Source organism: Mesorhizobium sp. M8A.F.Ca.ET.165.01.1.1, from assembly GCF_004792065.1.
Lineage (GTDB): Bacteria > Pseudomonadota > Alphaproteobacteria > Rhizobiales > Rhizobiaceae > Mesorhizobium.
In genome coordinates this window covers 150,270-164,209 of the sequence record NZ_SRTH01000002.1, presented here as the reverse complement: position 1 = coordinate 164,209, position 13,940 = coordinate 150,270, and the positions used below count along the sequence as shown (strand labels likewise).

The 13,940-nt window shown below is 62.3% G+C and carries 15 protein-coding genes; 6 read left to right on the top strand and 9 right to left on the bottom strand.

Translation table 11 applies throughout. The features are described from left to right. Positions 1-262: 262 nt before the first annotated feature. Positions 263-520, top strand: coding sequence for a hypothetical protein (locus EN808_RS05315; protein ID WP_015318556.1), 258 nt, complete (start codon positions 263-265; stop codon positions 518-520). Between the two features lie 69 nt (positions 521-589). Further along, the gene (locus EN808_RS05310; protein WP_189524062.1) at positions 590-1,378 is read left to right on the top strand and encodes a hypothetical protein; all 789 of its coding nucleotides are present in this window, start codon (positions 590-592) and stop codon (positions 1,376-1,378) included. Between the two features lie 51 nt (positions 1,379-1,429). Here EN808_RS05310 and EN808_RS05305 read toward each other — a convergent pair whose 3' ends face one another. The 3 genes from EN808_RS05305 to EN808_RS05295 all read right to left on the bottom strand — a co-directional run bounded on the left by EN808_RS05305 (position 1,430) and on the right by EN808_RS05295 (position 3,860). Beyond that, positions 1,430-2,167, bottom strand: a complete 738-nt coding sequence (locus tag EN808_RS05305; RefSeq protein ID WP_127278317.1) for a nucleotidyl transferase AbiEii/AbiGii toxin family protein — start codon at positions 2,165-2,167, stop codon at positions 1,430-1,432. Between the two features lie 70 nt (positions 2,168-2,237). Beyond that, positions 2,238-2,444: a hypothetical protein gene (locus EN808_RS05300; protein ID WP_245511629.1), complete on the bottom strand. Its 207-nt coding sequence runs from the start codon at positions 2,442-2,444 to the stop codon at positions 2,238-2,240. 84 nt (positions 2,445-2,528) lie between these two features. Next, complete coding sequence (locus EN808_RS05295; RefSeq protein ID WP_189524076.1) at positions 2,529-3,860, bottom strand: dihydroorotase; 1,332 nt, start codon at positions 3,858-3,860, stop codon at positions 2,529-2,531. 75 nt (positions 3,861-3,935) lie between these two features. Here EN808_RS05295 and EN808_RS05290 point away from each other — a divergent pair, with 75 nt between their 5' ends. The 3 genes from EN808_RS05290 (at position 3,936) to EN808_RS05280 (ending at position 7,638) form a co-directional block, all read left to right on the top strand. Further along, a complete protein-coding gene (locus EN808_RS05290; protein ID WP_127278320.1) occupies positions 3,936-4,796 on the top strand; it encodes a folate-binding protein YgfZ in 861 nt (286 codons plus the stop codon). Next, positions 4,796-5,431 (top strand): HD family hydrolase, encoded by a 636-nt coding sequence (locus EN808_RS05285; protein ID WP_127871392.1) that lies wholly within the window; start codon positions 4,796-4,798, stop codon positions 5,429-5,431. Before EN808_RS05290 ends, EN808_RS05285 begins: the two co-directional genes overlap by 1 nt. A 65-nt stretch (positions 5,432-5,496) precedes the next feature. Then, complete coding sequence (locus EN808_RS05280; protein WP_135915321.1) at positions 5,497-7,638, top strand: EAL domain-containing protein; 2,142 nt, start codon at positions 5,497-5,499, stop codon at positions 7,636-7,638. 15 nt (positions 7,639-7,653) lie between these two features. Here the strand turns inward: EN808_RS05280 and EN808_RS05275 are convergent, their stop codons facing one another. After that, the gene (locus EN808_RS05275) at positions 7,654-8,544 is read right to left on the bottom strand and encodes a fatty acid desaturase family protein (RefSeq protein ID WP_135915320.1); all 891 of its coding nucleotides are present in this window, start codon (positions 8,542-8,544) and stop codon (positions 7,654-7,656) included. A gap of 112 nt (positions 8,545-8,656) precedes the next feature. Here EN808_RS05275 and EN808_RS05270 point away from each other — a divergent pair, with 112 nt between their 5' ends. Continuing rightward, positions 8,657-9,574 (top strand): LysR substrate-binding domain-containing protein, encoded by a 918-nt coding sequence (locus EN808_RS05270; RefSeq protein ID WP_135863744.1) that lies wholly within the window; start codon positions 8,657-8,659, stop codon positions 9,572-9,574. 16 nt (positions 9,575-9,590) lie between these two features. Here the strand turns inward: EN808_RS05270 and EN808_RS05265 are convergent, their stop codons facing one another. The 5 genes from EN808_RS05265 to EN808_RS05245 form a co-directional block, all read right to left on the bottom strand. Then, entirely contained in the window at positions 9,591-9,863 is a 273-nt protein-coding gene (locus EN808_RS05265) for a DUF3303 family protein (protein WP_127871388.1), read from the bottom strand. A gap of 16 nt (positions 9,864-9,879) precedes the next feature. Further along, complete coding sequence (locus tag EN808_RS05260; protein WP_127280355.1) at positions 9,880-11,343, bottom strand: RimK family protein; 1,464 nt, start codon at positions 11,341-11,343, stop codon at positions 9,880-9,882. Continuing rightward, positions 11,343-12,440 carry a peptidase C39 family protein gene (locus tag EN808_RS05255; protein WP_127871387.1) on the bottom strand — a complete coding sequence of 366 codons (1,098 nt, stop codon included), beginning with the start codon at positions 12,438-12,440 and terminating at the stop codon, positions 11,343-11,345. Before EN808_RS05255 ends, EN808_RS05260 begins: the two co-directional genes overlap by 1 nt. A 193-nt stretch (positions 12,441-12,633) precedes the next feature. Beyond that, positions 12,634-13,425: an anti-sigma factor gene (locus EN808_RS05250; protein ID WP_135915319.1), complete on the bottom strand. Its 792-nt coding sequence runs from the start codon at positions 13,423-13,425 to the stop codon at positions 12,634-12,636. Further along, the gene (locus EN808_RS05245) at positions 13,422-13,940 is read right to left on the bottom strand and encodes an RNA polymerase sigma factor (protein WP_127276227.1); all 519 of its coding nucleotides are present in this window, start codon (positions 13,938-13,940) and stop codon (positions 13,422-13,424) included. The genes EN808_RS05250 and EN808_RS05245 overlap by 4 nt, the downstream gene beginning before the upstream one ends.

The following is a 13,940-nucleotide window of genomic DNA, read 5'->3' as shown; positions in this document are numbered from 1 at the left end:
CACTTCTGCAACAGCGTTAATCAAACGTTACCACGCGAATGCGGAATTAACTCAAACTGAAGGTTTTCGCCCCGCAGGCCGGCCTAATCGGCTAAGTTTGATCCGGGTTGAAACGCAGCTTCGCCAAACACAGTCGGCCCCTGTAACAGACGATCTAAAAAATGTCGTATTTACAGATACTTACTTGGAGCTGCCTATGAATGGAACAGATCAAGCCTGATCCACACTGATGGGTTGCCGCTTGAAAGGGTGGACATCGCTTATGGAACATGCTGCCAACGACATCGACGCGCTGGTCAGGGAAGAGAAGCGCCTGACGGCGGTTGAGAGCCACAGCGAAGCCTGGGCGGAAGGTCTTTCGGCCGGCATCGAGCCCGAGATCATTGCCGAGGCGGCACTCGAAACGGCATTCGGCGAAATGCTGCGCGCCAATGGCGAGACCTCGGCCCTTGCCCTGCTGGACCGTATGCGTGAAAAAGTGATTGCTGGCGCCTTCGAACCCGAGCGGCTGCGGCACTGAACCGATATCAGGTTCTTTGACGATTGGATGCCGATCGGGCACCATGCCCGGAGCAGGGAGATACGGGCAGTGAATTTTCCGATGTCAGGCAGGCCGGAGGGCCTTGTCCTCTACATCCGCCTCGCTGCTTGCTGTGGCGCGATTGCCTTGGCGACGTGCCTGGCCAGCAGCCCTGCCTATGCACTGAGCGAGATCAAAAACGAAGAACTCCCCTCGCCGGTCACACCGTCGACGGATGGCGATAGTTCAACGCCCGGAAGCACAGTTCCGATGCCTGACCCGGTGGGGACATCGCCTTCGAGCAGCCAACCGGCCGCTCCCGACGCCGCGGAGCCTGACACTCCATCGGATGGCGGCAGCAACAGGCCGCGTGTCGATCCCGAGGCGCCCCTGCCGGAAGTCGTCTACGACCTCGGCAAGCTGCCCGAGCCGGTGCGGCGCATGCATGACCTGATCATCGAAGCCTGCAAGAGCGGCGACATCGAGAAGCTCAGGCCCTTGATCGGCAAGGGCGACAGCATGACCCAACTGTCGCTTGCCGATATCGATGGCGACGCCATCGCCTTCCTCAAAGGGCTGTCGGGCGACCCTGACGGCCAGGAGATCCTGGCTATTCTGGAGGAGGTGCTCTCCGCCGGCTACGTCCGTGTCGATGCGGGCACGCCACAGGAACTCTATGTCTGGCCGTATTTCTTCGCGCTGCCGCTCGACAAACTCGACGCCAAGCAGCGGGTCGAGCTGTTCAAGATCGTCACGGCCGGCGATTTCGACGACATGAAACAGTTCGGCGCCTACATCTTCTATCGCGTCGGCATCACACCCGCCGGACAATGGACCTTCTTCGTGGCCGGCGATTGAAGCCATCGCCTGCCTGGTTGCGCCAGGATGCAAGCATCGTAGACGATGTTGCTATTTGAGCGGGCTGGCAGGTTCTTCGCTGATGTCAGCATCAGGCCAAATGCGAATGCTCTCATTTCGAAGAGCCGAAATGGCGCCGCAAGCCATGTCAGCCTCCATCTGTAGGATCTCGGCTGCGTAATTCAACTCTTCCGCATCCCGAAGCTTGTTAACCACCCAAACAACCTTGCGCTGGATATCCTGTCCATATGCAGCCTGGGCCTTGGCTACAGCGTCGCTCGGGATCTCCCGGTAGGCGCTGATCAACATCCCCAGATCAATAGCATCGCGATAGCCGACAGCACGGTCTTGGCATCGATCGGCATTCGCCAATAACTTCTCGGCGAACATGTCCGAGGGGGTCAAAGAAGGTACATTTAGATCGTCGTCGAAACGACCTTGCAATGGGATGCGGGCTTCACGAACGATTTCAAACTTGATCAATTGCCCCCTCAACTTTACCACGGTCCTCAGGCCATACTGATCAATCCGAAAATCCCGTACAGCTTCGACTGGTTCAGGAAAGAATGCCCTTACACCGCGTTCGACTGCTGACATTCGCAATTGGCGATAGCCGTCGACGTCCGCGCACAGAAAATCGACGTCCAACGACCGCCTATACTCGCCCAATTTCAACACAATCGCCGTCCCGCCACCGAACCAGCATTGGGCTGCGGTCAGGAAATCGCGGTCCATAAGCGCGAGGGCTTCAGCGATAATCCTGTGTTCCGGCTTTCTGAATTCCTTCATGGCTTCCGCTCGCGAAATGTCCGGTTTTGAGGTTGCAAATGCGAGGCGAAAACCAGCACAGGAGGACAATTCAGCCGGCAGTCAGAAGGATACCGTGACCGAATTCGCTGGCGAGATTCTGGATAAGCAATTTCTCGCGCGTCGTAAGCCGTGTCTGATCGACAAAGCGCCAATTGCGCTCGTACAACGCAAATGCTTCGTTGGCCGGGATCAGTCGCGCGGCATCGCGATTCCACAAGAGCGCTTGCAGCTCTGGAAACTCGGCGGGGTCAATCATAGGCGCGCTATGTGCCTGCATAATGCCTTGAACATAGTGTGGAACGCTTAAAAATCAAAGACGTGACGCACAGCCACTGGTTGCCTAACCAGGCAGCGCCTCGGAGAACTCCACCGCCCTGCCCTGGCCCGGCGTGGCGATTTCGCCTTCCCACATGACGCGCTGACCGCGGATGACGGTGCCGACCGGCCAGCCGGTCACCTGCTTGCCGTCATAGGGTGTCCAGCCGGCTTTCGAGCCGGCCTGCGCATTGGCGATGGTCTCGCGCCGCTTCATGTCGACAATGGTGAAGTCGGCGTCGTAGCCGGCGGCGATGCGGCCTTTCCGGGCCATGCCGAAGATGCGCTGCGGGCCATGACTGGAGAGATCGACAAAGCGCTGCAGGGTCAGCCGGCCGGCATTGATGTGGTCGAGCATGATCGGCACCAGCGTCTGCACGCCGGTCATGCCCGAGGGTGAAGCCGGATAGGATTTTGCCTTCTCGGCCAATGTGTGCGGCGCGTGGTCGGAGCCGAGCACGTCGACAATGCCCTGCGCAATGCCACGCCAGACGCCGTCGCGGTGGCGCTTGTCGCGCACCGGCGGGTTCATCTGGATCAGCGTGCCGAGGCGCGCATAGTCGTCGGCGCTCAGCGTCAGATGGTGCGGTGTCGCCTCGCAGGTCGCGACATCCTTGTGCTGTTCGAGGAACAGTATTTCCTCGGCGGTCGAGATGTGCAGGACGTGGATGCGGGCGCGGACGTCGCGCGCGATGCGGACCAGCCTTTCGGTGCAGCGCAAGGCGGCGATCTCGTCACGCCAGACCGGATGCGATGACGGGTCGCCCTCGATGCGCTTGCCCAGGCGCTCGCGCAGCCGGAACTCATCCTCCGAATGAAAAGCGGCGCGGCGGCGGGTGTTTCGCAGGATCGAGGCGACGCCTTCATCGTCCTCGACCAGCAGGTCGCCGGTGGACGAGCCCATGAAGACCTTTATTCCTGCCGCGCCCGGCAAACGTTCGAGGTCGCCGACCTCCCTGGCGTTGTCGCGGGTACCGCCAACCCAGAAAGCAAAATCGCAATGCATGCGGCCGCTGCCACGCCGGACCTTGTCGGCAAGCGTTGCCTCGCTGGTGGTCAGCGGGTTGGTGTTGGGCATTTCGAACACGGCGGTGACACCGCCCAGCACCGCCGCGCGCGAACCCGTTTCCAGGTCTTCCTTGTGCTCCAGTCCCGGCTCGCGGAAATGCACCTGGCTGTCGACGACGCCCGGCAGGATATGCAGGCCCCGGCAGTCGATCGTCTCGCCAGCCGAGGCCTGGCGCAGATCGCCGATCGCGGCGATGCGCCCGCCCGTCACGCCGACGTCGCGCAGCCCCTCGCCGTCATGATTGACCACTGTGCCGCCTGTCAGGATGAGGTCGTAGGTCATGGTGATGCTCTCTTGCGGGGGGAGTGTCAGCGGCTTACGTAATGGCCAACCGTTTTGCAAGATCAGGCTTTTATCCGCCCCATGCCCTTTGCCCTGCTGAAAGACCGCGCGCTCATCATCGTCTCCGGCCCGGATGCCGAACACTTTCTGCAAAACATCCTGACCACGGATCTCGATGCGCTTGGCAATGGTGAGGCCAAGCCGGGCGCGCTGTTGACGCCGCAAGGCAAGATCCTGTTCGACTTCCTGATCTCGCGGGCCGGCGAAAACGCCTTCCGCATCGAATGCCGTGCCGACGTTTCAGACGATTTCATTCGCCGGCTGATGCTCTACAAGCTTCGCGCCAAGGTCGAGATTGCCAAGTCGGAACAAACGCTTGTCACCGTCGCGTGGGGAAAGGAATCAATCGCCTCAGAAAGTGATTCAACCGCGGTCGCCGACAGGCGCTTTGGCGACGAAGGCGTCACGCGCTTCTATGCCGGCACCGCGGATACCGGCGACATCGCCGCGTGGCAGGCCTTTCGCATCGCCCACGGCATTGCCGAGAGCGGACCCGACTATGCACTCGGCGATGCGTTCCCGCATGACGTGCTGCTCGACGAGATGGGCGGTGTCGGCTTCAAGAAGGGCTGCTATGTCGGCCAGGAGGTGGTCTCGCGCATGCAGCATCGGGGCACGGCCAGGCGGCGCGTGCTGATTGTCGAGGCCGGGCTTCCCTTGCCCCCCGTCGGCACCGAACTGACTGTCGAGGGGCGGTCGGTCGGCACGCTCGGCTCAAGTGCCGGCACATCAGGGCTCGCCATTGCCCGCATAGACAGGGTCAAGGCGGCGTTGGACGTTGGCCAACCGATTCTGGCGGCCGATGCTCCGGTGACGCTCACCATTCCTGCCTGGGCCAAATTCAGTTTCCCGCAGGATGCCGCCGGCACGGAGGAAACCTGATGGCGGCGGACCGCGCCGGCGCGCCACCACGCGCCTGGCAGCGCATGCTGTCAGGCCGCAGGCTCGACCTGCTCGACCCCTCGCCGCTCGACATCGAGATCTCGGACATTGCGCATGGGCTTGCCCGCGTTGCCCGCTGGAATGGCCAGACCCGCGGCGAGCACGCCTTTTCCGTCGCCCAGCATTCGCTGCTAGTCGAGGCGCTGTTCAACGAACTGGTGCCCCAGGCTTCGGCCGACGACCAGTTGGCGGCGCTGCTGCACGACGCCCCCGAATATGTCATCGGCGACATGATCTCGCCATTCAAGTCGGTGATGGGCGGCAGCTACAAGGATTGCGAATTGCGCCTGCAGCGCGCCATCCATCTGCGTTTCTCGCTGCCTCCCGAACCGGCCGCCGTCCTGCGCAAGGAGATCAAGCGCGCCGACCAGATCGCCGCCTATTTCGAGGCAACGCTGCTCGCCGGCTTTTCGAGCGCCGAGGCGACGGAGTTCTTCGGCCGCCCGCGCGGTTTTTCCGCGGAGCGCTTCGACTTCGCGCCACGCTCGGTGACCTCGGCGCAGAATGCCTTCCTGAAGCGGTTTTCGGCGATCGAGACGTCAAGACATCACGTTGCGACATCCGCGCTAGGGTAGAAAACGCTAAATTAACCGGAAGCGTCAACAGTGTGGTGTTCGATCAAGCACCGCAGGGGCGCCTCATGCCCGTCGTGGATGTCAAGGATGGTTCGGTCGTCCCGGAACGGGCGGCCGGAGGCGTGGAACACTCTCGCCGCATGCAAGATGAGCTGCGCGAGCAGAACGAACGCTTTTCAGCCGCTGTCGAAAACATGTCGCATGGCCTGTGCATGTTCGACGCCGATGAACGCATGATCATCTGCAACCGCAACTACATCGACATCTTCCACCTCGACGCCAAGGTGATGCGGCCGGGCATCCGCTTCATCGACATCCTGCGGCATAGCGTCGACCTCGGCGTCGCCTCGCAAAGCGCCGACGAGCTCTACGCCATCCGCAAGCCCTATATCGACCAGGCGAAACCTTCGGCCTACGAAGAAATCCTGGCGGACGGCCGCATCATCCTTATCTCGCACCGGCCGCTGGCTTCGGGCGGCTGGGTCTCGATCTACGAGGACATCACCGAACAGCGGCGCGCCGAGCAGGATCTCAAGGAGCAGCATCGCCGCTTCGACGCCGCGCTCGCCAACATGTCGCAAGGCCTGCTGATGTACGACGCCGACGGCAAGATGATCGTGCGCAACGGGCGTTTTCTGGAACTGTACAATGTCACGGCGGCCGACTTCCCGCTTGGAACGACGCACCGCGACGCCCTCGAACGATTGCTGGAACTCGGCATCTACACGAAGATCGACGTCGACAGCGAAGTCGCCAAGACCGAAGCCTGCCGGCGGGCGGGAAAAATGCATTCGACGTATCGCCATCTCGCCGACGGCAGGACGATTCTGGTCGTGCGCCAGCCGATGAGTGGCGGCGGTTGGGTGGCGACGTTCGACGACGTCACGGAACGCCGTTTGGCCGAAGAGCGCATGATCCATCTTGCGCATCACGACACGCTGACTGGGCTGCCCAACCGATCGATGTTTCGCGAACGGCTCGACCATGCGCTGGAGGATGTGGCCGCTACGCCGCTCGCGATCTTCTCGCTCGACCTCGACCGTTTCAAGGCTGTGAACGACACCTGGGGACACCCTGCCGGTGACTGGCTGTTGAAGAGAGTGGCCGAAAGACTGCAGCGTTGCCTGCGCGACGATGCGGACATGATCGCCCGTTTCGGCGGCGATGAGTTCGTCGTCATCCAATCCAACTCCGTGGGCATTGCCGATGCCGAGAAACTGGCGAAGCACATCGTCGAGGCAATCGCAAAACCATTTCGCGACAAGAGCCGCGAGATGCATGTCGGCGTCAGCCTGGGCATCGCCGTTTTCCCCGCCGATGGCCGTGACGCCGACACGCTGCTGAAGAACGCCGACACGGCGCTCTATCGGGCGAAGAGCGAAGGGCGAAACCTCTATCGCTTCTTCGAACCTGGAATGGACGCCGCCGTGCAGGCCCGGCGGGCGCTTGAAGTCGACCTGGAGACCGCGCTGCCGCGCCAGGAGTTCGATCTCGATTTCCAGCCCATCATGAACATCGCCTCGGGCGAGATCATCGGCGCGGAGGCCTTGATGCGCTGGCATTCGCCGGCGCGCGGCAAGGTGGTGCCGGACGACTTCATTCCCGTCGCCGAAGAGACAGGGCTGATCGTGCCGCTTGGCGAGTGGGCGCTGAGGAAAGCCTGCGCGACGGCGGCTAGCTGGCCGCCGGGTTTGCGCATTGCGGTCAATGTCTCGGCGGTGCAGCTCAAAAGCAGCGGGTTTGCCCGCGCCGTCATCTCGGCGCTGGCTTTTTCCGGCGTCCCGGCCGGACAGTTGGAACTGGAAATCACCGAAACCGTACTGATGGACGAGAGCAAGGCCGTGCTGAAAACGCTGCGCCAGTTGCGTGAGCTCGGTATCCGCATCGCGCTGGACGATTTCGGGACCGGCTATTCCTCGCTCGGCTACCTCAGGCGTTTTCCGGTCGACAAGATCAAGATCGACCGATCATTCATTCGCGACATGGGCAATCGCGACACGGCGGCGATCGTTCGCTCCATCATCGGTCTCGGCACCGAACTTGGCATCGTCGTCACCGCCGAGGGCGTCGAAACCGAGAGGCAACTCGACATGCTGCGCGACAACGGTTGTGTCGAGGCGCAAGGCTATCTGATCGGCGTGCCGTCGAAGGCGGCTGACATCCAGCATCTGTTGAAAGCGCGTGCGCCGCGCAGCCAGACCGGCTAACGCATCGGCGCAAGGTCAGCGCAGCGTCTCCAGGTATTTCTCGTGGAAGCTGACATAGCCGGGCTCGACCACCTTCAGGTGCCGCTCGATCAGCGCGTGAAACCGCGGCAATTGGTGAAACGGCACGCCGGGATAGGCATGATGCTCGGCATGGAACGGCATGTTCCAGGCCAGCTTGCGCACCGCCCAATTGGTCAGCGTCGTCCTGGTGTTTTCCAGCATGTTCGCGACGAACGGGCAGCGGCCGTGCTCGGCCAGCAGATAAAGCCGCAGGAATGGCTGTCCGAGCAGAGCCGGCAAGATCCAGACATAGAACAGCACCGTTGCCTCGAACCAGATGGCAAGCGCCAGGACCACGACATAGAACCCGATCATCGCACGTGCCTCGGCGCGCACTTTGGGCAGGCCCTTTGGCGGCACATAGCTATCGTGGCAGTCCCCACGCGCATTGGTGTACAGCGTCTTGAAATGCCCCCACCACACCGGCAGGCCCGAGACGTGGACAATGTATTGCCGCAAGGTCTCAGGCTTCGGGAAGGCAAGCTCGGGATCGTTTTCCGGATCCTGCGTGTACCGGTGGTGAGCGAAGTGGAAGTAGCGGAACCAGTCGGCGGGCAGCCCGATGGCCAGGCTGCACAGCCGCGCCACGCCGTCGTTCAGCCGCTGCGTATTGAAAGCCGTGCGGTGAACCGACTCATGCAGCAGCGTGAACAGGAACACGATCAGGATGCCTTGCGGCAGCATCAGCAATGGCCAGAACGGCACCTTGGCCGCGATCAGCGATCCAATGATGACAATCGCACCCAAGTGAGCGCCGAACTGGAACAGGCCCGCGACATCGGATTTGGCCGTCAGGCGATTGCGCTCTTCTGTCGTCAGCGACGCGATGATGTCGCGATGGTCCATCGGCCTCGATCCAGGCTGGAGATTGATGAAGACCACTCTAGTCGGCGAAAAAGCTTTCCAAAAACGACGATTCCTGCGATTTGGATAAGCTAAGCTTATCTATCTGGCGATCATGGTCACATCCCCATCCCTGAAAGGGCTCCAGGCTTTCGAAGCCGCCGCACGTACGGGCAGCTTTGCCGCGGCGGCGGAAGAACTTTCGGTCTCGGCTGCCGCCGTCAGCCAGCTTATCCGCACCTTGGAGGAGCAGATGGGCCGCAAGCTGTTTCAGCGGATCAACCGGCGCGTTGTCCTCACCGAGGCGGGCGTGGAAATGTTGCCGCGGCTGACCGTGGCTTTCCAGGAGATCGGCAGCGTCTCGCGCGAACTGGGCGGCGATGCATTCCGCCCGCGTCTGGTCGTATCGGTGCCGCCATCCATGGCCATGGGCTGGCTTTCGCAGCGTCTGGCCGGCTTCGTCGCAAGCCATGGCGCCGCCGACATATCGGTGCGGGGCGATGACGACCCGGTGCCGTTCGACCGCGAACTGATCGACATCAGGCTCTCCTACGGTCCGCACTATCGCGAACATCCGACCGAGGACATTGCCAGGGACGCGGTCTATCCGGTCTGCGCGCCAAAGCTTGCCGGCATGATCAAGGCAGGCGGCGAGCCGCTCGCCGGGCTGCCGCTGATCCACACGGATTGGGGACCGACCGGCGCTTCGTTTCCGTCCTGGCGCAACTGGTTCGAGGCGACGAATGCCCAATCTGGCCGGGCATTGCGGCGCGGCCTGTCGGCCAATTCGTCGCGCGCGGCCCTCGACCTCGCGATTTCGGGGTTGGGCGTGGCGCTGGCGCAAGGGATTTACTGTGCCGAGGCGGTGGAGGACGGCAGGCTGGTGCGGCCCGCCGCGAGCGCAATCGCCCTGCGACAGCCCTACTGCCTGACTGTCCCGGAGCGAAGCGCAAGGCGCGATGTCGTGGCCGCGTTCCGCGCTTGGCTGATCGATGAATGCCGGCGCGCCGTGGACTCCCCGGCGCTGCGCTGACCCAGGAGGGCGATGGTCAGAGGTGCCCGCTCAAGGCCACCACCATGTCCTTGTTGGTCGCCACGGGCACGATCTCGAACTCGACCAGATCAGCCCATTCGATGACCCATCGCTGCAGGAGCGTGACATCATCGGCCTCCACCAGCAGGAAACAGCGGCTCATATCGGCCGCGATCCAGCTATGATGCACGACAAGCTCCTCCGGCTTCAGGCGGCCCCGGTCGCGGAACCGGCGATAGATTTCCTTGCGGTCGCAGCCGGTGAAATCCTCGATGACGATGAACAGCATCTCTTCCCTCGGTTGATTACCGCCCCGGCCTGTCCAGCCGCTCCAGGAACCACTGCGTCAACCGCACCCAGACTTCGTCCTTCTCGCCGGAATCCTCCCAGCCATGGTCGAGGTTGGGGTTGTCGTTGACCTCGATGACGAAGACGCCGTCCTTGGTCTCCTTGAGGTCGACACCGTAGAGGCCGTCGCCGATGCAGCGCGCCGCCTTCACCGCCGTCTCGACGACATGAGACGGCGTCTCCTTCAGCGTGAAGGTCTTGATGCCGCCCTGGTCGGGCTTGCCATTGGCCTTGTGGTTGACGATCTGCCAATGCTTCTTGGCCATCAGATAGTGCACGGCAAACAGCGGCTGGCCGCCGAGCACGCCGACGCGCCAGTCATATTCGGTCGGGATGAATTTCTGCGCGATCAAAAGATCGGAATCCTCGAGCCATTCGGTGGCAAGCGTCTTCAGTTCCTCGAAATTGGCGCATTTCTTGACACCGCGCGAGAACGACGAATCCGGGATCTTCAACACCAGGGGAAAACCCAGCGTCTGCGCCGCGAGTTCGAGATCAGAGGCGCCGGCGATCATCACCGTGGGCGGCACCGGCACTTTGTTGTAGGCCATCAGTTCGTTGAGATAGACCTTGTTGGTGCAGCGGATCATCGACAGCGGGTCGTCGATGACAGGCATGCCTTCCTGCTGGGCGCGGCGGGCGAAACGATAGGTGTGATTGGAAATCGAGGTGGTCTCGCGGATGAACAGCGCGTCGTAATTCGCGAGCTTGGCGAGATCCTTCCTGGTGATGGGCTCGATTTCGACCCCCATCTTTTCGGCGATCTTGGCCCAGTAGCGCAGCGAGGAGATTTCCGACGGCGGCAATTCCTCATGCGGATCGACCAGCGTGGCGAAGGTGTAGCGCGCCGGCGTCCGGCCCTTGGTGTCGCGCCACTCTCGGTTGGTGTAGGTCTCCAGGCACTGGATGAAGCTTTTTTCCTCGTCCTCGGTCATCCGCGCCAGCGGGTGGAAGCCGATCTTGCGGATCGAGGCCCATTCGGCGCTGTCCTTGATGTGGACTTCGAGCGCCGGCGCCCGGAACCAGTCGAACAACAGCTTGGCAAAACGGTCCCAGACCTTGGACGGGCCGATGCCGAAGAAGATGCAGACCTTCGCCGGAAATACGCCGCCGAGGTCCTTGCGGCATTTGTTGAGCGCCAGTTCCAGTTCCGGCAAGGCGTGCTCGTAGAGCTTGCGCTCCGACAGGTCGATCATCGTCTCGACGGTCGGGATGACCTTGTGGCCGCGCGAACTCGCCAGCAGCGACGCGTAATAGCCGCGGCTCTGGTAGCCGTAATTGTTCGACAGGTTGATGACCTTCGGCCGCTGGCCGCGGAACAGCGAGGGATGCGCGAGATAGTCGCGATTGGTGATGATCTTGTGCGGTGTCGCCACCTGGTCGAGATCGCTTTGCCTGCCGGTAAGAATGACCCAGGTCATTATCTCTTTCCCAAAGTGATGGCGGCACGCAGTCCGTCGCGGCCGAACTGCGCCATGTTCATGAAGATGCCGTAAGGCACGGGAATGTTGGCGGCATCAAGGATGGTTTCCTGCCTTTCATCCTCGACCCACGGATCGTGGATCAGAATATGGTCGCCATCATCGCCGATGGCCAGCACCCAATGCGGCACCTTCTTGCCGAACATCAGGAAGCCGCTGATCAGCACCAGCACGAGTTTGCCCCCGGCGAGAGCCGCCCTGATATCGTCGATGGTGAACGGACGGTAATTCACCGGGATACCGTAAAGTTCCGCTCGGCGGCGAAAGTCGACCTGGGCCAATTCCATGATCCGGCGCTTGTCCTCGCTACGCACCGATTGCAGGAACAACGCGCCGTAGAAGGAAACAAAGATTTCCGCCGCGAGCCCGCTTTCATACCCCGAGACAGCCAGACCGAATGGTTCGCAGCCGCCCGGCCCGGACATCATGAAGACGGTCGTCGCCTCGCGCCAGAGTCGGATTTCCATCACCGGGTCGGGTACGAAGCCACGATCGAAATTGGCCATGGCCATCATCAGGCAGCATGGACCGCAGGTGAACTCACAGGTCTGCTGATAGAATGGCACCCTGGTGGCGACCGGAAGGTCGCCGCGCAGGGTCTTTTCATAGCGCAGCGCCGTCGCGCCGTCCTCGTAGTAACCCGGCTCCCGGCCAATCTTGCGGTATCCGCCCTGCTCGTAGATGCGGATGGCACGGCCATTGTCTTCGCGCACTTCGAGACGCAGCATCATGCGGCCGTGTTCGAAGGCTGCCTCTTCGGCCGCGGACAGCAATTGGCGGCCTATACCGAGCCCGCCGAAAAACGGTCCGACGGCTATGGAATAGAGCCGTGCCACGCCGCTGCCCTTGCGAAAAAGCACGATCGCGTAACCGCCGACGCGGCCATCGATTTCGGCGACCAGCGTCTCGGCGGTCTCGCGCTCGATGAACTGGCGGAAGGAGCGGCGGGAAATGCGGTCGCTCGAGAAGACAGCTTTCTCGATGGCGGCGAGGTCATCGACGTCAGACGCGCGGGCCGTGCGGATCTCGGCAGGCATGCGGCTTGAGAAAACCTCGATTGCGTTGCGGAAACGGCCCCAGTCAAAGCGTCGCAAACACCGGCCGAAGCGCCGGTATTCATCAAGCGCTATCGCTCCTTGATTAGGGCCGAATTGTGACAGTTTCCGCGGCGGCAGGGAAGCTGACAAGCTTTGAACGGAATCGCTGTTTCAAGCCGAGATCGCCGCCGGCTCAACTGGCGAGACCGGCCAGAAGCTGCCCATACGCACTCTTGGCCACGGCCGCCAATTGCTCGCGCGGCAGCGAACCGACGACGGCACAGCCATAGCCCTTGTCCAGCCAATAGACGGCCTGCGGACCGTCCTGAGCCGAAGCGTAGGTACCCTTGGCATTCTCCGTCGATTCCGCCGTCACGAAGAGGGATATGCGCTCGCCCTTGTCGTCTTCGTAGAGCAGCATTGCCGCCTTGCTTTCACCGGCCGGCAGCAACCGGCCACCAACCAATTGGAACCCGTTCGCGCTCAGATCCGGCGCCACCAGCTTCAGGCCGACCCGGTTGGACAGCCAGGTCTGCAAATGATCCTTGTCGCTGGCCGGCACTTCCACCGCATGCAGCTTCTCGGCGGCATAGATGACATGGGCGGCGATCGCCTGTTCGGCGAGCCGATCCTCCGCCGGATCCTCCTGCCCGAGTCCGCCGATGCCGGCAAAGTAGCCGCCAAATCCGCCCGTGGTCAGAAACACCGCCGCGGCGGCGGCAAGCCACCAGCGCGAGCGTGGCACCGCTGCCTTAACAGGCGCTTCGCCGAGCACCACCTTGCGCAAGCGCGCGGGAACAGGCTCATCCAGCACGCCGGCAAAGGCGGCACGCAATGCCTCGCGGTCGGCGGTGAAGCGGACGCTCCTCGCCTTCATCTCCGGATTGGCATCGAGCCAGGCATCATAGGCGGCACGCTCATCGGCCGGCAGTTCGCCGTCGAGCGCCATGTGAATGTCCCGTTCGGAAAAATCGCGGCGGATCATTTCTCGACGATCCTTATGGCGCGGCGGCGCGCTGTGTCGTCCAGCAACCCGCGCAGTTCCTCACGCCCACGCGCGATGCGCGACATCAGCGTGCCCGCGGGCACACCCAGAATGTTGGCGGCTTCGGCATAGGAAAATCCCTCGATGGCGACCATCACCAGGGCCGCGCGGCGATCGGGGCTGATCGCCTGCAATGCGTTGATGATCTCGCGCGAAGCAATGCCCTCCAACTGTTCGGGCGGCTGGGCAACCGCCTCGCCCGCCTCCAGCGGCAGCATCGCCGCTTCGCCGCGGCGGTTCACCTTGCGCATCTGGTCGATGAACAAATGATGCATGATCGTAAACAGCCACCTCCTGGGGCTTTCTCCTGTCTGCCAGTTGTCGAGCCGCAACAGTGCGCGCTCGAGGCAGTCCTGAACGAGGTCGTCGGCAGAATCACGGTCGCGCAGAAGCGAGCGTGCGTAGCGGCGCAGGCGCGGTATTTCGCCAAGGATTGCTGCCTTCTTTTCGTCCAT

What these genes read in the sequence shown, in the direction of transcription:
- EN808_RS05315 (WP_015318556.1), top strand. Translation starts at nt 263, where the DNA reads ATGGAACATGCTGCCAACGACATCGACGCGCTGGTCAGGGAAGAGAAG.
- EN808_RS05305 (WP_127278317.1), bottom strand. Translation starts at nt 2,167, where the DNA reads ATGAAGGAATTCAGAAAGCCGGAACACAGGATTATCGCTGAAGCCCTC.
- EN808_RS05300 (WP_245511629.1), bottom strand. Translation starts at nt 2,444, where the DNA reads ATGATTGACCCCGCCGAGTTTCCAGAGCTGCAAGCGCTCTTGTGGAAT.
- EN808_RS05290 (WP_127278320.1), top strand. Translation starts at nt 3,936, where the DNA reads ATGCCCTTTGCCCTGCTGAAAGACCGCGCGCTCATCATCGTCTCCGGC.
- EN808_RS05285 (WP_127871392.1), top strand. Translation starts at nt 4,796, where the DNA reads ATGGCGGCGGACCGCGCCGGCGCGCCACCACGCGCCTGGCAGCGCATG.
- EN808_RS05280 (WP_135915321.1), top strand. Translation starts at nt 5,497, where the DNA reads ATGCCCGTCGTGGATGTCAAGGATGGTTCGGTCGTCCCGGAACGGGCG.
- EN808_RS05275 (WP_135915320.1), bottom strand. Translation starts at nt 8,544, where the DNA reads ATGGACCATCGCGACATCATCGCGTCGCTGACGACAGAAGAGCGCAAT.
- EN808_RS05270 (WP_135863744.1), top strand. Translation starts at nt 8,657, where the DNA reads ATGGTCACATCCCCATCCCTGAAAGGGCTCCAGGCTTTCGAAGCCGCC.
- EN808_RS05265 (WP_127871388.1), bottom strand. Translation starts at nt 9,863, where the DNA reads ATGCTGTTCATCGTCATCGAGGATTTCACCGGCTGCGACCGCAAGGAA.
- EN808_RS05260 (WP_127280355.1), bottom strand. Translation starts at nt 11,343, where the DNA reads ATGACCTGGGTCATTCTTACCGGCAGGCAAAGCGATCTCGACCAGGTG.
- EN808_RS05255 (WP_127871387.1), bottom strand. Translation starts at nt 12,440, where the DNA reads ATGCCTGCCGAGATCCGCACGGCCCGCGCGTCTGACGTCGATGACCTC.
- EN808_RS05250 (WP_135915319.1), bottom strand. Translation starts at nt 13,425, where the DNA reads ATGATCCGCCGCGATTTTTCCGAACGGGACATTCACATGGCGCTCGAC.
- EN808_RS05245 (WP_127276227.1), bottom strand. Translation starts at nt 13,940, where the DNA reads ATGGACGAAAAGAAGGCAGCAATCCTTGGCGAAATACCGCGCCTGCGC.